Origin of the sequence: Echinicola soli (genome assembly GCF_006575665.1) — a bacterium.
Lineage (GTDB): Bacteria > Bacteroidota > Bacteroidia > Cytophagales > Cyclobacteriaceae > Echinicola > Echinicola soli.
Window position 1 is genome coordinate 3511942 of record NZ_CP041253.1, and the last position, 15291, is coordinate 3527232.

The window sequence follows — 15291 nt, forward strand, 5'->3', positions numbered from 1 at the left end:
AAATGAGCAGGCCGTTAAGAAAATGAATTAGCTCGCGTCGTGGAACAGCGAGATCCATTCATTTTCAGGCCGGAGCAGTTTTCATAAATTAAATTGGGTAACGTATTGTCCTCACTGGAAAACTTGTCCTTCCCAATTTAAAGGGCTCACCACCGGACTGGATTTTTGGTCCTTTTCATCAATGGAAATGCGTAGCATTCATGAAGACCTATTGAAAGCAATTTTGGCTCTATATGGAATATTGTGGGTAAATTATTCACGGGATTGTCCAACTTGTGCGGAAAGTGCAGGGAAATAGTTTTGTTCCTACGGCACAAAGTCCCCTGGAGGCATCCTGATCTTACCAAGCTTAAATGCCCAGCGGCATTGGCCAGGACTCTCTCCTCACGGTTTTAGCCGACAGAAATGTCAGCAAGGATGCTCCTTGGGCATTAGCTTGGTAACAGAAATTGGAGACAGCATCCTAACAGTGCCGTAGGTACTGACCATAGGCAAGGAAAACATATATCATTATCGACTGCATCAGGAGCATAGACACCCAATTCATCCGTCCGCGCAATTCTTCGATCTTCAGAGCCCGCTAGCGCTCAGTTTACCCATAGTAAATCATAAATAACCTTAATTTTACACCTGAATAAAAGGACGGAAACACAATTTATTCAATTATGCTTGGCTACGTGTATGATTGCGGAGACTCATATAAATTATTGTTCAAATGTAGATTAGGTGGTTATTTTTAATACCCTGTTTAGCAGGGAAAATGCATTTACCAAGTGAGCAAAATTAATGGAATTATGACTAACAGGCCTAATTGCCGATCCTCAAGGGTTGGACAGCTGACCATTGGTTGTACATATTAACCCTTTCTGCGGTTATAGGAATATATCAACTTACTGAAAAGGATCAGGGAAATTGTTTTTGGATTATTCCCAGAAAGTGGTGCTTAATCCAGCCCAATGAAACGCATTGGGCCAATAGGTGATGATGAGACTACCTGCGGCCTGTAAGGCCAGCTAAAAATCTTCCTGTGCATATTGTTTGACTAGATGGAAGAACTGAGCTAGACTTTCAGCCTGCGTTAGCAGAATTTTTTTGGGCTTATGCCCCCAAGGCCTTGCCTTGGGTTAATGTCAGGAAGGCTTTCAGCCTGAGCGGCTACAAGCGATTTTCAGGTAATAGGGCTCATTAACAGGGGGGTTAGGGTGGGTTTAACCATTCATCGTCCCAGGATCGATCGTTGGACGAGGAAAACACGGCTAGATTTAGCAACCCCAAAGAGACTGAATTTATTAAAAGCCTTTGCCCTGCCCTGTTTAAAGTAATACGATAAATTAATTTCTTTGACACCTATTTTCAGGAATTTTCGTAAAACATAATAAGTGTGTTAATTAATTGTTAATCAGTAAAAAATGTTTAATTTATGACAAAAGAAATTCCTTGAAGGATGATTTTTCTTTTCATATATGGAACATTAGGAGGGTAAGTTATGAAATGGATTTATAGTATAAAAAGTAGAGTGACCATCGCAGTGTTATTGATGGTTTTATTCGTTTCGGTGTTCGTCAAGAATATGCTTGATGAAGAAAATGTATCCGACCTCACCACTTCCTGCTCGACTATTTACCAGGACAGGCTGTTGCCGGAAAGTTATATTTATCACTTATCGGATTTTCTTAACAAGAAGCAACGACTCATTGATAAGTGTAATCGTCAATCGGATTTTAATGCGTTAAAAACATTAAATGAGGGTTTTAATGCTGAAATAGACAGTATAATAGTGGATTTTGAAGCTACTTATCTCACCGCTGAAGAAGCCAAGTCCCTTTCAGCGCTCAATGATAATATTCAGGCTTTATATGCTGCAGAAAATACTATGCAGGAGAAAGGGAATGCAGGCGAAGATTTTCAAATAGCCAAGGAAAGATCCAGCGAGTTGATTGGAAAAGCATCGGCAGAACTTCTAACGCTGTCGAATATTCAGTTGATGGTAGGCAAACAGGTAAATGATGATTCTAAGCGAATCATGGCCGGAAGTTCTATTCTCACACGCTTTGAAACGGCCATTCTAGTGGTGCTGGGATTGGTGATCAATGCCCTGATTTTTGGTGTGATCTCAAGTAGGAGTAAAGTAAAGCAGCGACCACATTTAAATTAAATAGTTTTACATAGAACTTAAAAGGGGCAGTTTTCGTTGAAAATTGCCCCTATTTTTATGAGCAATATGTCAACGAAGAAGAGCGAAAGAAAAGTTACGATAGGCCACGTCTTTAAAACCATTATTTGGCCAAGGCGAAAACAATTGTTTATAGGCCTGTTTTTGATAATCATCAGTAGACTGGCAGGGTTGGTTTTGCCCGGGGCCAGTAAATACTTGATGGATGAGGTCATCCCAAACAATAATATGGAGTTGCTGAAGTGGTTGGTCATTGCCGTAGGGGTGGCGGTCACCATTCAGGCTGTTACTAGCTTTGCACTTACCCAAATTCTCAGCGTAGAAGCCCAACACCTTATCGCCAAGTTAAGGTCAAAGGTACAACGTCACATCATCCGCCTGCCGCTTCGGTTCTTTGACAATGCCAAAACGGGGGAGTTGGTTTCCAGGATCATGACAGATGTCGAAGGGGTACGTAATCTTGTAGGTACCGGTCTTGCCCAAATGATCGGCGGAGTGCTGACCTCTGTGATTTGCTTGGGACTGTTGATTTATATCAGTCCGATGATGACCCTCTATGTGCTGGTTCCGGTGGTGATCTTTGGATTGATCTCACTGAAGGCTTTTGAGAAAATAAGGCCTATTTTTAGGGAAAGGGGTAAAATCAATGCTGATGTAACGGGAAGACTCACGGAAACTTTGGGAGGTATCCGCGTCATCAAAGGCTTTAACGCAGAAGCCCAAGAAGTAAAGACTTTTGAAGAGGGAGTGCTTCGGCTTTACCTGAACATCAAGTCTAGTTTGACGACTACCAGCATGGTCACGAGTGCGGCTACCTTACTGCTGGGACTTGCTTCGGCCGGGATTATGGGGGTAGGAGGCTATATGATTATGAATGAAGAGCTTACCTTTGGTGATTTTTTAGCCTTTACACTCTATTTAGGCTTTATGATTGCGCCGATCGTACAGATGAGCAATATCGGAAGTCAGCTTACGGAAGCTTTTGCAGGTTTGGACAGGACGGAGGAAATCATGAACATTCCCCTGGAGGAGGATGAAAAGGAAAGAAATATTCAGCTTCCGGCTATCAATGGAGACGTGGAGTTTACCTCGGTTAGTTTTGCATATGAAGACGGAAAAGATGTAGTCAAGGATGTAAGTTTCAAAGCTCCCGAAGGCACCATGACCGCCTTGGTAGGTACTTCAGGTTCTGGAAAAACGACCTTGGCAGGGCTGGTGGCGTCTTTTCTAAGCCCCAATAGTGGTTTGGTGACCGTTGATGGCCAAGACATTCAGCAGGTCAGTTTGTCCAGTTTTAGGAGCCAACTTGGTGTGGTGTTGCAGGATGATTTTCTATTTGAAGGGACTATCCGTGAAAACATCCGTTTCCCACGCCCAGATGCTACTACAGAGCAGCTTATGCAAGCGGTCTTTGCAGCCCATGTCCATGAATTTACAGACAGGTTTGAGGATGGTTTGGATACCATGATAGGGGAGCGCGGAGTGAAGCTTTCAGGAGGGCAGAAGCAACGAATAGCGATCGCCAGGGCTATTTTGGCTGATCCGCGCATTTTGATCCTGGATGAAGCGACTTCTAACCTCGATACCGAGAGCGAGACTTTGATCCAAGAGAGTCTCCGGAAGCTAATGAAAGGGAGGACCTCATTTGTAATTGCTCACCGGCTGAGTACGATTCGCCAGGCTGATCAGATTCTGGTAGTCGAGAAAGGCGAGATCGTAGAGCGTGGCCAACATGATGAGCTGATGGAGAAAAAGGGCAGGTATTATGAGCTTTACACGTATCAGGCAAGGATATAAATTAGAAAAAAGTATCAAGTAGCTAGATGCAAGTATCCAGTGGACCAATGCAATCACTGATCATTTAGTTGTGCTGAGGCCTCGCCCCAGCACTGCAGGGTATTAAGTATCCCGCTCAATAAGTTGGGCATGAAGTGGATGCCAACGGATTTACTGGTTAGCCAGTACTTCAGATGGTGGCTTTATATTGTACTTTTCCTTTTTCCATTGGGGGATATTACTATAAACCTGCTGTAATTCGCTGAGTTTTCCTCCCAATTGACCTGCGTACTTTTTTGGGTGCTTTTGATGTTCATTATAGATTTCTATGGCTTTTTTATAGACAGAAATTCCATCATATCCTGTTTTATTAAGGAAGTAGACCCAGTAAAATTCATTATTGGTCATTAGCCGAACCTCAATTTCAAGATCGTGTTTTCCTCCGGTGGTTTTCGTGTAGTTTCTTCTGTAATTCCACCAAGCGATGTCTTCCTTTGTGTACTTTTTTAATTGGCTTTTTGATATGCGCTTCCTGTCCACCCAAACGGTGTATTCTGGGTTATTTCTCCATTCCTTCAATTGGAAGTTTGTGGGATGTTTTTTATCGGGGACTGGAGGTGCAGGAATACTGTTCAATTTAGGGGCTTTATCTCTCTGTTCAGTGGACATTAAGTCCCATAACTGTCTCATGCGGTCAATGTCTATTTCTCGGTGGTCGACACTACCGTTTTTATCCATAATAGCTTGAAAACGCTGATAGTGCTTTTTATACTCTTCCAAATGATCATTTTGTGCACCAACTGGCTGTTGGGTGATGATGGGAGGTTGAGAAACTGGTTTGGATTTCTCTGTCTGCGGCTTCATGCTGAAAAGAACAGTTAGTCCCAAGGCCAAAGGAATGGCCATAAGAGTTTTCAATATGATGCTTGTTGTGTTTTTCGTTTTGCACATCATTTTCAGTCTGTTTTTGGTAAGTGAATATTTTGAATAGCTCGCAAAACGGTTTTGCTGTTGGTGGCCAGCGTAGGAAAGTAAAAGGGCCTGATATCCTTTGATATCGCCAAAGTGCCGGTTTACGGATTCATCGGCTAAATATTCGTGATTGAGCTGGATGGATTTTTTGTAAAAATATAGAATGGGATTGAACCAAAATATGGTTTTAATTAGCTCTATGAATAATATATCAAGGCTATGCCATTGTTTGGCATGAGCAATCTCATGATGGAATAACCGTGCATCCAATCGATTTTTTCTAAATTCTGCGGCGTTCACAAAAACATAATTCAAAAATGTAAATGGCGTATCTTTATCGGTATCCATCACTACTTTGATCCCATCTTGATTATAGATTTGACGGATTTTGATCCGTTTACAAAAACTCCAAATACCCCGGATAAAACGTGATAGGAACATCACAAGGCAAAAACCATAAATGAAGATGAACATTTGATCAATGGAGATGGCGGGCGCAATAGCTGATTGGTCAGCTAGTATAGGTTCCTGATCGGGAACTTCCACTTCTATAGGATCAAGTGAGCTGGTTTCAGCAAAGACAGGAAGATGCTTCAGCTCGGGGGAGGATTGAAAAGGAGAATGAAAAAGTGGGGCCAGCAAGGAAAAGACCAAACTGCCGATCAGGTAAAACCTATTGAACCTGTATATTTTTTCCCTGGAGAGGAAAAGGTGGTAAGCTGAATAGAAGACCAATAGACTAAAGGCCGACTTTATGAGGTAAACAATCATGACTTTTTGTTTTTAAGTTGCTGGTCGATGAGCTTTTTGAGCTGCTGCAGCTCTTCCTCCGTCATATCTGTTTCTGATGTAAAGAAGGATGCAAACTGAGAAGGGGAGTTGTCAAAGAAGTTCTTGATCATTCCCTTTACCTGGTGGCCGAAATAGGTGCTTTTTTTGATTAGCGGATAATATTCCCGCGAATTGCCGAATGTTCTATATGCGACGAATTTTTTATCTGCCATTCTTTTGAGCAAGGTGGCTACAGTAGTGGGGGCCGGCTTGGGATCAGGATAAGCATGGAGCAAATCCTTCATAAATGCCGTCTCCATTTTCCAGAGGTAATTCATCAATTGTTCTTCACTTGCGGATAGCTTCATTTCTATGTTTTTAGAGAGTATTCTATAAATGTAGAAATAAAGAACGAAAAAGTCAACTACTCGATTAGTTGTTTGTGTTTTCTAAGGGTATTGGCCCCTTGGAGGGATAAAATGGCCTACAATTCAAAAACCTTCTTCATGACTTGCCATTTTTCACCTTCCGATATCCCAGGCAGACCTTGCTGATAAGTCCACATCAGGTCTTCCCATTCCTTTACCTTTGGATTGATAGCGTCCATGGCGGCCTTTTTCTCAAATGAAAAATCCTTATCTGTTTCCATGATCATAAAGAGCCTGTTTTCCCAGCGATAGATTTCCATCACGTGGATGCCGGCATCCTTGATGCTTTTTTGGATTTCTGGCCATACTGCTTGATGGTATTTTTCGTATTCAGCGATTAGCGTTGGATCATTTTTCAGGTCCAATGCCATGGTGTATCTCTTTGACATTTATAAGTGGGTTATTTAATGTTATAAAATAATGCAGCTGTGTTTCCCATGATATCGGCTTGTTCGTCTTGGCTTAACTGTTTGATGTAATCTTGAACAATGGAAACATTCAAAGGATAATCTGCAGCCACTTTAGCTACCGGCCAGTCACTACCAAACATCAATCTTTTGGTGCCAAAAGCTCCAAAAACCACATCCAAGTATGGTTTCAAGCCCTCTTTTGTCCAATTGCTCCAATCAGCTTCTGTGACCATACCGGAGACTTTACAGAAAACATTCTCCCTTTCCGCCAGCACATTCATCTTTGTTGCCCATTTGTCTATTTTACCATCTTTGATATATGGTTTGGCCAGATGGTCGATCACAAAGGGCTGATGGGGGAATTGGCTCACCAGATCGATAGCCTCGTCTAGGTGATGGGGGAAAATAAGGATGTCGTAGGTGAAGCCGAATTTTTCGAGATTGCTGATTCCGTTTCTGAAGGATGATGCTGCCATTAGCTCAGGAGGTTGTCCTTGGAGGATCATCCTGAATCCCGTCATATTTTGTTCTTGGGCGTATTTTTCGAGGTCTGTCAAGATATTTTCTGAGCACAGATCCACCCAGCCCACTACTTTTTTGATCCATGGGTTTTGGGCTGCCAGGTCGAGCAAAAATGTATTTTCCTCCAATGATTCGTCAGCCTGTACCACCACGGTCCCATCAAATCCTTCCTTATCCAAAAGTGGCTTCAGGTCTATTGGCAAAAAGTCCCGTTGGATGACCTTCATGCTGTCATCTATCCAAGCATGTTTATGAGGGTGATATTGCCAAAAATGCTGATGTGAGTCGATTCTCATTTGGTATTATTGGTTTTTGGGTTTGATTGATAAAACCTGCCAATCCAATGATTGGCAGGTGAGGTAATTTCCAAAATTATCCTTCTTTACCCCTAAATCCCCCCAAAAGAGACTGTGATGGAATATCTTTCAGACAAGGGGTGATTTTAGTGGATATGTGAAAATTCTTTCTGTTTTCTCAAAATAGGTTGATTCCAAATTGAATTGCAAAAGCAATGAATTATCCTTTGTAATTCACGGCTTTTTGGCTGGAAGTACCCAGCCCATCTATGCCCAATTCTACCACATCACCTTCTTTCAGGTAAGTAGGAGGATTGAGGCCAAGGCCTACTCCTGCTGGGGTTCCGGTAGAAATGATATCTCCGGGAAGTAATGTCATATAGTTGCTCAGGTGACTCACCAAGGTGGGGATGTCAAAAACCAAGTCGGACGTATTGCTGTCCTGAAGCATTTTACCATTGCGTTTTAGCCAAAGTCTCAGGTTGTGCGGATCTTTGATTTCGTCTTTGGTAACCAAGTATGGGCCAAGCGGAGAGAAGTGGTCATTGCTCTTTCCTTTTACCCATTGTCCACCGTGATTCAGCTGAAAGTCACGTTCCGAGACATCGTTAAGCAGACAGTATCCAGCGACATAATCCATGGCTTTTTCCTTGTCTACATAACTGGCTTTTTTCCCGATCATCACGGCTAGTTCTACTTCCCAGTCAGTCTTTTCTGAGTTGCGTGGGATAATGATATCGTCATTTGGACCACATAGGGAGGACGTGGCCTTCATAAAGATCACCGGCTGCTTAGGTACATCCATGCCACTTTCTTTGGCGTGAAGGGAGTAATTCAGTCCGATGCAGATAATTTTGGATGGACGCTTGATGGGTGGGCCGAGACGGACATCACTGCCTACTTTTGGACAACTTGCTTCGTTGCTTTCAAGCCAAATTGCCAGCCTTTTAAGACCATCTTTGTCCAAAAAGTCTTCTGTCCAATCTTCTCCAAAAGCACTACAGTCTATTCGTGTTCCATTGGCTTTTTCAATACCTGGCTTCTCTTCCCCAGGATTTCCAAATCGTAATAATTTCATGTGTAGTTATTAGGTTACTTAGTTGCTTGTTTATTTGCAGGGGATTGCTAGTCCCCATTATTTGGGCTAGGGATTATCCTTCGAAAGCCTCAGGACAAGGATCCCCAACAGCAAAGACCAGTCGGTAGCTGATCGAATCTGCCTTTACGCTAGTTAGAGCCGAAGTTACATCTTCAGGTTGACAAAACCTCCATCGATGGGATAGTTTCCACCAGTAAGGAAGGATGCTTCGTCAGAGCTGAGGTAAAGTGCCATTGCGGCAATTTCCGCTGGTTTGCCCATTCTGCCGATGGGTTGGGTGGCGGCTAGTTTGTCAAACATTTCCTTTTCTTTTCCAGGGTAGTTTTTTGCCAAAAAACCATCTACGAATGGTGTATGGACCCGTCCGGGAGCGATGCTGTTTACCCGGATATTGTATTCTACGTAATCCCGTGCCATAGAAAGGGTCATGGCGAAGACTGCTCCTTTGGTCATAGAGTAGGCAAAGCGGTCAGGAAGTCCCATTGTAGAGGCCACAGAGGCCATGTTGATGATGGCTCCACCTTTCTGTTTCATCTTAGGAAGTGCACCAAGACTACAGTTGTAGATGCCTTTGACATTGACTTGATAGAGTCTATCAAAATCTTCTTCTGCGGTATTTTCCAGATTGCCCACATGCGAAATTCCGGCATTGTTGACCAATACGTCAATGTCTCCGGGAATGGAGGAAATGGTCTGCTGCATTTCGGCCGTTTGGGACACGTCTCCTTGAAGGAAAGAGACGTTAAGACCTTTTTCTGTCAGTTCATAGGCGGCCTTTTCTCCTGCTTTTTGGTCATAGTCAATAAAGTAAACGTTTCCGCCTTCCTCGGCAAAACGTGTGGTGATGGCCAGGCCAATTCCACTGGCGCCGCCAGTAATTAAAATGGTTTTATTTTTCATAATAGTCATGTTTCCATTATTAAGTGGGAAAACTAATCAGTTTCTCCTTGATACCTGTCCTGTGGAATGCTGAAAAATATTTCAGCATTGTCATTTAGTTAAGCTTTGGTTGGTTCTTCGTTCCAGACAGGGCCAGTCGCAAAGTCATATTCTTCCAGGGATTCAGCTTTGATTTCGATGCTGTAGCCAGGGAGCTTTGGAGCTTGATAGCGACCCTTTTTGATGATCACTGGATCTATGAAGTGCTCATGCAGGTGATCGACATATTCGATGACGCGACCTTCCATGCTGCCACTGATGGAAATGTAGTCCACCATGGACAAGTGTTGCACATATTCACAGAGGCCGACCCCGCCGGCATGTGGACATACTGGAATGTTGAATTTCTTGGCTATGAGCATGATGGCCAGGTTTTCGTTGACGCCACCAACCCGGCAACTATCGATTTGGCAGATTTGGAGTGCTCCTGCTTGCATCAACTGTTTGAAAATCACCCTGTTTTGGCAATGTTCGCCTGTGGCTACTAAAATAGGGTGAACTGCATCGGCAATTGCCTTATGGCCTAAAATATCATCCGGGCTTGTAGGCTCTTCTATCCAAAGCGGATTAAATTTAGCCAATTCTTTCATGTTTTCAATGGCTTCGGATACTTCCCACCGCTGGTTGGCATCCATCATCAGGAACATATCATCCCCGATTTCTTCCCGGATGATGCCAGCACGGCGGATATCGTCCTGAAGGTTGGCGCCGACTTTCATTTTGATGTGTTTCCAGCCTTCTTGTTTGGCCTCACGGCAGAGCCTTCTGATTTTTTCGTCAGAATAACCCAACCATCCAGCTGATGTGGTGTAGCCAGGATAGCCGTTTTCTTCCAAGTAGCTGATACGTTCTTTTTTACCTTTTCCCGTTTCTTTAAGGATGGCGAGAGCTTCGTCCTTGGTGAGCACATCAGTGATGTATGTGAAATCAATGCATGCAAGCAGTTCCTCGGGTGTCATCTCTCCCAGCAGTTTCCAGAGCGGTTTTTTTTCTGCCTTGGCATATAAGTCCCAGACGGCATTCACCAATGCTCCAGTGGCCAAATGCACAACGCCCTTTTCCGGCCCTAGCCATCTGATTTGGCTGTCACTGTTTACTTCTCGCCAGAATGCTCCCATATCAGCGGTGATCGCTGCCAGGTCCTTACCTATTACATGATGGGCAATGGCTTCCAGTGCTGCACAGCAAATTTCATTGCCACGGCCAATCGTAAAAGTGAGTCCGTGGCCCTCCAAATCAGCTTGGTTGGTTTTTAGAATGATATAGGCAGCAGAATAATCCGGGTCTGGATTCATGGCGTCTGAGCCGTGTTTTTCCCTGCTTGTAGGGAAGCGAATGTCTTTGACTTGGTAGTCTGTGATCTTAATGGTCATGTATAAAAACGTAGATAAGTTTAATCCGGATAATTCATTGGAATACCGCTGTATTGTCCGGGATCGATTTTCTTCTAATTAGCTATGCAAGTTGGACTTTTGCACTGTTTATTGCTACATGAATATTGGTTATATGTAGTACTATTTTTGCGTTTATTTAGTTTTTATTGTTTCTGATAGATAATATTTGTATTATTGAATACCCCTTAATCATTCAGAAATAGCCTACTTCCCTAGTGTATGAAAGCCAAATTATTAGAAAGAAAAAGCCCATTTGACCGTTCCTTTATGGTAGCCAAACATTCCTATGCCTATTTTCTGGATGTGTGGCATTACCATAGTGAACTGGAATTGGTATACATAACCAAAAGTAGCGGTACCAGGTTTATTGGCGACAATATTGAGCAATTTAAAGAAGGCGATCTGATCTTGATAGGGGAAAACCTTCCCCACCTTTGGCAAAATGACCCGGAGTATTTTACTGCTAAGAATGAGGGGAGTGCCGAGGCGTATAGCATCCATTTCAATAAGCATTTTGCTGGTGCCGATTTTATGATGTTACCTGAAATGAAAGGAGTGAAAAACCTACTTGATCGGGCAAATCAAGGTATTAAATTTATTGGAAATATCAAGAGTCGGGCTTTGGGGATTTTCGAGGAACTACTAGTACTGGAAGGCATACACAAGTTAGTGAAGTTGATGGATTTTTTAGCGCAGCTTTCAGAAGAAAAGGACTATGAAGTCCTCAGTACGGATGGATTTAGCTTTCCGCTTCACATCACGGGTGATGATCGCGTGGACAAGGTATTTTCCTTTACGTTCAATAATTTTAAGCGGAATATTTCTCTTGAGGAAGTGGCGGAATTGGTACATCTCAATCCAACGGCCTTTTGCAGGTATTTTAAAAAATCCACCAAAAAGACTTATTCAAAGTTCCTAAATGAAATCAGGGTGGGGTATGCATGTAAATTACTGATAGAGGAGCGCTTAAATATCTCGGAGGTTGGTTATGAGTGTGGTTTTAATAACTTGTCCAACTTTAACCGACAATTCAAAAATGTGATGGATATTTCTCCTTCAGAATACCTTAAAAAGCACAAAAGACACCGATAGTACTATGCGGAACGCATCACAGATTTCCCGTTTGGATTTTAGCCATGAGGTTACTTTTAAGACCGCCAAAAGCGGTGGTCCAGGTGGGCAAAATGTCAATAAGGTAAATACCAAGGTTCAGTTGGTTTTTGACGTCAGAAGTTCCCAAATCCTTACAGAAGATGAGAAAGACAAGGTGCTGGGGCATTTGGCTACCAAACTCAATGCCGATGGGCATATCCAGGTGGTGGTGCAGGAAAGTCGGTCACAGCGACAAAATAAAGCTTTGGCACTACAAAAGTTCAGTCTTTTGATCAGCAAGGTATTTGTAAGAAAGAAAAAGCGAAAACCCACCAAGCCGACCAAAGCCGCTGTCAAAAAGCGACTTGAGAACAAAAAGCGGAAAGGGGAGAAGAAGCAGTGGAGAAGGAAGCTGTAGAAAGGCAGTAGTCAGAAGCAAACAGCATGAAATTCAGGTTTAAATCTATTTTTTTTCTTCTTCAAAAGGTTCCATGGCACATTCTTCTTCAGGGAGTTCTATTTCAATGGTATGGTGGGAAAAAGGGTAAGCCTTGAGGAGCTTTTTAAGGGCCTTTTTTAAGGTAAGCACATCCCCAAATCCTTGTACTTCTTTGAGCTTTATATGGGCAGTAAAGACGTGTTTTTCACCATCCAGTGACCAGATGTGTACATGGTGAAGTGATTGTACGTGGGGTAGTTGAAGTAATTTTTCATTGATTTCTTTTTCATTGATTTCGCTTGGACTGGCCTGTAAAAAAATCATCAACGTTTCCTTAAGTCTTTTGACGACATTCCAAAGGATGTACAAGGTAATCAGTAGTGAAAGCACCGGGTCGATATACGGTGTGTCCACAAAAAGCATAATGATGGATGCTACCAGCACTGCCGCCCAGCCAAGTACATCTTCAATCAAGTGCCAAGAAATCACTTTTTCGTTGAGGGTTTTGCCATGGCTCAGACGATAAGCAGCAAACCCATTGACCAGTACACCGATAATGGCAAAGATCATCATACCCTGTGCATCGGAGGGTTCTGGGTAAATGATCCTGGTGACAGCTTCTTTGATGATAAAGAGTGATCCCGCGAACAGGATTAGCCCGTTGCTCAGTGCACCCAGCAATGAGAACCTTTTGTAGCCAAAGGTAAAGGTATTGGTAGCTTTTTTATTTGATTTGTTTGCGAGGTACCAAGAAAGTCCCAAGGAAAGGCTATCGCCTAAATCGTGAAGGGCGTCTGATATGATCGCAATACTGTTGACATATAGCCCTCCGAAAAACTCCAAAATGGTAAAGCCAAGGTTAAGAAAAAAAGCCAGCTTTATGTTCTGGTGCCCATGGTGATGGTGGTGATGCGACATAGGGTGTTTCATTCATTGATGCTGTACAAAACTAGCAGGAAAATGAATTAACACAGTTGCAGGACGTAAATTTGTAAAATAATAGAGCCGAAAACTACTGGCGTCCGACTAAATTTCAAATATGATCAAAAACTGTCTTTAAATAGAAATTTGAGGGTTTTTATTCCAATCCCTGAAATGCCCCTAAATCTCCTAAAGGGGAGCTTTAGAAAGTCTCCTTTAGGAGATTTAGGGGTGAAAACAGTTGATTTTTTCAATTTGACGATTGTTTTCTCGGACTCCAGTAGCCGAAAACCAATAATTTTCCTCATGCTTGGCAAATACGTTTGCTCTGCCATTACATTCCCAAGTTGTTGTAAAATTTGATCTTTTCGTTGAGCATTTTAAAATCCAGGACACCATTTACCTCCTTGAGATGCTCCACAATGGCCAAGGCTTTGTTTAATCGGCTGTTGCTGTTTTTTACTTTGGTGACGATATAGACCAGGCTTCTTTGCTTGCCTATGGTCAGGGAGCGAAAATACCTGTTCCCCTCTTCATCTTGGTCAAGGAGCACCTGAAGCTCTTCGGGCATATCATGACCAAATTCGGAGCGGTCTTTTTCAAGCCGGATGGTTACCTTTTCTCCCCCTTGGAACCCCAATTTCTCCCTCAAGGAGGTATTGAATAAGATAAACCAGTAGGCTTTGCTTTTCATTAGTGCTGCATGAAAGCTAATGGTACCAATTTTACAGATTACCCTACGGTCTTCTCCTTCTATAAAAGTGATTGCAATATCATCTGGTACGGGCAAATGATACTGCCAAAGATTGGAATCGAATTTTTCCAAATGGGTACTGAATACTTTCATAGCATTTATGTATGGTCAAAACGGCTGATTTTACCAATTAGATCAACTACTCGGTTCGCATATCCAGATTCATTGTCATACCATCCGATGATTTTGACCAGAGAGCCATTGGCTTCGGTGAGGCTGGCATCGAAAATACAGGAATGGGGATTCCCGATGATGTCTACAGACACCAATGGGTCTTCCGTGTATTCAATATAACCCTTCATGCTCGTATTAGCAGCCTCAAGCATGATTTTATTGATTTCTTCTTTGGTGGTTTCTCTCTTTAGCACCACATTCATTTCGGTAAGAGATCCGTCTGGAACCGGCACCCGGTAGGCCATGGCATGCAATTTTCCTTTGATGTGTGGAAGGACCAGTTCCACGGCTTTTGCGGCATTTGTAGTGGTCGGAATAATGGAACAGGCAGCAGCGCGAGCCCTTCTCAGATCACGGTGAGGAGCATCTTGTAGGTTTTGGTCAGCCGTGTAAGAATGGACCGTAGAGACAAAGCCTTTTTCGATGCCGAAATGGTCTTCCAAGACTTTTACCATAGGAGCCAGGCAATTGGTCGTGCACGAGGCATTGGAGACGATGACTTCGTTCCCTGCGAGCATGGCATCGTTCACGCCAAGTACTATCGTGGGCACATTCCCCAAAGCAGGAGCGGAGATGACCACTCGTCTGGCGCCGGCTTTTAAGTGACCTTCTGCTTTCTCTTTTTCAACAAATCTCCCCGTACATTCGATGACGATGTCTACATCCAATGCTTTCCAAGGAAGCTTTTTGGGAGATTTCTCTCCATAGATGCGAATGGTTTTACCGTTTACAAGGAGTGAATTGGGCTGGGGAATAATCTCGGCCAGAAATTTTCCATGAACGGAGTCGTACTTGAGCAAGTGCGCAAGGTTTGTGATGTCCATCAGGTCATTGATGGCCACTACATTTATGTCTGGATGTTGCTGAAGTAGCTTAAATACATAGCGTCCGATCCGCCCGAAGCCATTAATGGCCACATTGACTTTGGTCATGCTCTTAATCCTATTTGGGTTCTATACAGTTTGGAAAGGTGAAATTACAAAAGAACGGACAAATTGACTACAAACCATGGTCAATTTGAAAGTGGTATTTTTTACTTACCCTATTTGTCATGTTACGATTATTTAATGATATTCCGACGAAGGAGGAATAGCCTGTCCTGATATACCTGGAAGGAATCTCTTTAAAGTA

14 protein-coding genes are annotated in these 15291 nt (G+C 42.9%); 4 read left to right on the top strand and 10 right to left on the bottom strand.

Annotation, left to right across the window (positions count from 1 at the left end):
• Window positions 1–1486 precede the first annotated feature (1486 nt).
• Both FKX85_RS13870 and FKX85_RS13875 read left to right on the top strand, forming a co-directional pair.
• Complete coding sequence (locus FKX85_RS13870) at window positions 1487–2155, top strand: MCP four helix bundle domain-containing protein (RefSeq protein ID WP_141615297.1); 669 nt, start codon at window positions 1487–1489, stop codon at window positions 2153–2155.
• Window positions 2156–2221: 66 nt separating this feature from the next.
• Window positions 2222–3970 carry an ABC transporter ATP-binding protein gene (locus FKX85_RS13875; protein WP_141616801.1) on the top strand — a complete coding sequence of 583 codons (1749 nt, stop codon included), beginning with the start codon at window positions 2222–2224 and terminating at the stop codon, window positions 3968–3970.
• A gap of 150 nt (window positions 3971–4120) precedes the next feature.
• Here the strand turns inward: FKX85_RS13875 and FKX85_RS13880 are convergent, their stop codons facing one another.
• The 7 genes from FKX85_RS13880 to FKX85_RS13910 all read right to left on the bottom strand — a co-directional run bounded on the left by FKX85_RS13880 (window position 4121) and on the right by FKX85_RS13910 (window position 10759).
• Entirely contained in the window at window positions 4121–5692 is a 1572-nt protein-coding gene (locus FKX85_RS13880; protein WP_141615298.1) for a M56 family metallopeptidase, read from the bottom strand.
• The gene (locus tag FKX85_RS13885; RefSeq protein ID WP_141615299.1) at window positions 5689–6060 is read right to left on the bottom strand and encodes a BlaI/MecI/CopY family transcriptional regulator; all 372 of its coding nucleotides are present in this window, start codon (window positions 6058–6060) and stop codon (window positions 5689–5691) included. The genes FKX85_RS13880 and FKX85_RS13885 overlap by 4 nt, the downstream gene beginning before the upstream one ends.
• Window positions 6061–6176: 116 nt before the next feature.
• Window positions 6177–6509: an L-rhamnose mutarotase gene (locus FKX85_RS13890; RefSeq protein WP_141615300.1), complete on the bottom strand. Its 333-nt coding sequence runs from the start codon at window positions 6507–6509 to the stop codon at window positions 6177–6179.
• 11 nt (window positions 6510–6520) lie between these two features.
• Window positions 6521–7348, bottom strand: coding sequence for an amidohydrolase family protein (locus FKX85_RS13895; protein ID WP_141615301.1), 828 nt, complete (start codon window positions 7346–7348; stop codon window positions 6521–6523).
• Between the two features lie 220 nt (window positions 7349–7568).
• The gene (locus tag FKX85_RS13900) at window positions 7569–8426 is read right to left on the bottom strand and encodes a fumarylacetoacetate hydrolase family protein (RefSeq protein ID WP_141615302.1); all 858 of its coding nucleotides are present in this window, start codon (window positions 8424–8426) and stop codon (window positions 7569–7571) included.
• 165 nt (window positions 8427–8591) lie between these two features.
• Window positions 8592–9347, bottom strand: coding sequence for an SDR family NAD(P)-dependent oxidoreductase (locus FKX85_RS13905; protein WP_141615303.1), 756 nt, complete (start codon window positions 9345–9347; stop codon window positions 8592–8594).
• A gap of 98 nt (window positions 9348–9445) precedes the next feature.
• A complete protein-coding gene (locus FKX85_RS13910; protein WP_141615304.1) occupies window positions 9446–10759 on the bottom strand; it encodes an L-fuconate dehydratase in 1314 nt (437 codons plus the stop codon).
• Between the two features lie 240 nt (window positions 10760–10999).
• Here FKX85_RS13910 and FKX85_RS13915 point away from each other — a divergent pair, with 240 nt between their 5' ends.
• The gene (locus tag FKX85_RS13915; RefSeq protein WP_141615305.1) at window positions 11000–11872 is read left to right on the top strand and encodes an AraC family transcriptional regulator; all 873 of its coding nucleotides are present in this window, start codon (window positions 11000–11002) and stop codon (window positions 11870–11872) included.
• 4 nt (window positions 11873–11876) lie between these two features.
• A complete protein-coding gene (gene arfB, locus FKX85_RS13920; protein WP_141615306.1) occupies window positions 11877–12290 on the top strand; it encodes an alternative ribosome rescue aminoacyl-tRNA hydrolase ArfB in 414 nt (137 codons plus the stop codon).
• 45 nt (window positions 12291–12335) lie between these two features.
• Here arfB and FKX85_RS13925 read toward each other — a convergent pair whose 3' ends face one another.
• The 3 genes from FKX85_RS13925 to gap form a co-directional block, all read right to left on the bottom strand.
• Entirely contained in the window at window positions 12336–13241 is a 906-nt protein-coding gene (locus FKX85_RS13925; protein ID WP_229239629.1) for a cation diffusion facilitator family transporter, read from the bottom strand.
• Window positions 13242–13566: 325 nt separating this feature from the next.
• Window positions 13567–14079, bottom strand: a complete 513-nt coding sequence (locus FKX85_RS13930) for a YdeI/OmpD-associated family protein (RefSeq protein ID WP_141615307.1) — start codon at window positions 14077–14079, stop codon at window positions 13567–13569.
• Window positions 14080–14084: 5 nt separating this feature from the next.
• Window positions 14085–15092: a type I glyceraldehyde-3-phosphate dehydrogenase gene (gene gap, locus FKX85_RS13935; RefSeq protein WP_141615308.1), complete on the bottom strand. Its 1008-nt coding sequence runs from the start codon at window positions 15090–15092 to the stop codon at window positions 14085–14087.
• Between the last annotated feature and the right edge of the window lie 199 nt (window positions 15093–15291).

Excerpts from the sequence above, each read along its gene's own strand:
- FKX85_RS13905 (WP_141615303.1), bottom strand. The coding sequence starts at position 9,347 with ATGAAAAATAAAACCATTTTAATTACTGGCGGCGCCAGTGGAATTGGC.
- gap (WP_141615308.1), bottom strand. The coding sequence starts at position 15,092 with ATGACCAAAGTCAATGTGGCCATTAATGGCTTCGGGCGGATCGGACGC.
- FKX85_RS13895 (WP_141615301.1), bottom strand. The coding sequence starts at position 7,348 with ATGAGAATCGACTCACATCAGCATTTTTGGCAATATCACCCTCATAAA.
- FKX85_RS13880 (WP_141615298.1), bottom strand. The coding sequence starts at position 5,692 with ATGATTGTTTACCTCATAAAGTCGGCCTTTAGTCTATTGGTCTTCTAT.
- FKX85_RS13870 (WP_141615297.1), top strand. The coding sequence starts at position 1,487 with ATGAAATGGATTTATAGTATAAAAAGTAGAGTGACCATCGCAGTGTTA.
- FKX85_RS13915 (WP_141615305.1), top strand. The coding sequence starts at position 11,000 with ATGAAAGCCAAATTATTAGAAAGAAAAAGCCCATTTGACCGTTCCTTT.
- arfB (WP_141615306.1), top strand. The coding sequence starts at position 11,877 with ATGCGGAACGCATCACAGATTTCCCGTTTGGATTTTAGCCATGAGGTT.
- FKX85_RS13890 (WP_141615300.1), bottom strand. The coding sequence starts at position 6,509 with ATGTCAAAGAGATACACCATGGCATTGGACCTGAAAAATGATCCAACG.
- FKX85_RS13930 (WP_141615307.1), bottom strand. The coding sequence starts at position 14,079 with ATGAAAGTATTCAGTACCCATTTGGAAAAATTCGATTCCAATCTTTGG.
- FKX85_RS13925 (WP_229239629.1), bottom strand. The coding sequence starts at position 13,241 with ATGAAACACCCTATGTCGCATCACCACCATCACCATGGGCACCAGAAC.
- FKX85_RS13885 (WP_141615299.1), bottom strand. The coding sequence starts at position 6,060 with ATGAAGCTATCCGCAAGTGAAGAACAATTGATGAATTACCTCTGGAAA.
- FKX85_RS13900 (WP_141615302.1), bottom strand. The coding sequence starts at position 8,426 with ATGAAATTATTACGATTTGGAAATCCTGGGGAAGAGAAGCCAGGTATT.
- FKX85_RS13910 (WP_141615304.1), bottom strand. The coding sequence starts at position 10,759 with ATGACCATTAAGATCACAGACTACCAAGTCAAAGACATTCGCTTCCCT.
- FKX85_RS13875 (WP_141616801.1), top strand. The coding sequence starts at position 2,222 with ATGTCAACGAAGAAGAGCGAAAGAAAAGTTACGATAGGCCACGTCTTT.